This is a genomic window from Oleiphilus sp. HI0125 (assembly GCF_001635355.1).
The window spans coordinates 1-1,126 of the sequence record NZ_LWGF01001116.1; the positions used below are offsets into that span (position 1 = coordinate 1).

A 1,126-nucleotide genomic window follows, 5' to 3' on the forward strand; every position below is an offset into this window, starting at 1 on the left:
CTGCGCGTCATCGACGTTAGTTCCTAGCTCAAACGTAACTGTGATAGATAAAGCCCCATCAGATGTTGCTTGCGAAGCCATGTACAGCATGCCTTCAACACCATTGATGGCTTGCTCTAAAGGCGTTGCAACGGTTTCAGCCATCGTTTCTGGATTTGCACCAGGATAGCTTGCATTGACCACGACAGTTGGTGGAACAACTTCAGGATATTCGGTAATCGGAAGTTGAAATACTGCAATCAAACCGGCAATAAAAATCAGAAGCGACAGAACGCTTGCGAAAATAGGACGAACAATAAAGAACTGCGAAAAATTCATAGCGACTCCTAAGCGTTCTTTATTGGCTAACGAGAGCAGTTTGCTCTTTCTTCAGCTCTTCCAAGAAAGCAGCGTCCACCATTTTGACATTCTCAGGCGCAACAGGCATCCCTGGGAAAACACGCTGTAATCCTGAAACAATAATTGTTTCATCTGGCGCTAAACCACTAACTGCACGCAGAGAGCCATAGCGCAGACCCGTTTGAATCGGGCGATACTGAGACATATTATTTTCATCAACCACTAGAACGTACTTAGAGTTCAAGTCAGTCGCGATAGCGGTTTCTTTAACTAGCACAGTCTCTTTTGGATCTTCCACACGCACCATCAAACGTACAAACAAACCGGCCGTAAGTACTTGTTGTTTGTCTTCGAATACTGCACGTAGGCGAATTGTACCTGTGGTGATATCAATTTTGTTGTCGACAAAATCGATATATCCTTGGAATGGGAACTCGAAAGCTGTGCCTATACCCATCAATACCACGTTATCGAGTTTGCTAGCACTCAGTGCTTTAAGCTCGAGATATGTCGACTCATCAACGTCGAAATATGCATGATAACGATCTGTCGAAACAAGCTCAGTCAACTCGGTGCGACCTTGAGTAATCCAAGTACCCTCTTTTACAAAAGCATTCGAGGCACGACCATCAATCGGTGCTTTGATTTTCGTATAGCTTAAGATGGTCGCAGCACCATCTACCGCCGCTTCTAATGCAGCCGCGTCCGAGATAGATTTTGTCAGCTCAGTTCGACGATTATCGAGTTCTTCTTGAGAAAGTGAGTTTTTCTTACGCAAGCTCACTGC

2 protein-coding genes are annotated in these 1,126 nt (G+C 44.9%); both read right to left on the reverse strand.

Features of this window, described 5'->3' with window-relative positions; translation table 11 throughout:
• The coding region (locus tag A3762_RS19300; RefSeq protein WP_197469409.1) for an efflux RND transporter permease subunit at positions 1–318 on the reverse strand (318 nt) is incomplete at its 3' end.
• A gap of 19 nt (positions 319–337) precedes the next feature.
• Positions 338–1,126, reverse strand: a 789-nt coding sequence (locus A3762_RS19305; protein ID WP_156493601.1) for an efflux RND transporter periplasmic adaptor subunit, incomplete at its 5' end; no start/stop codon positions are given.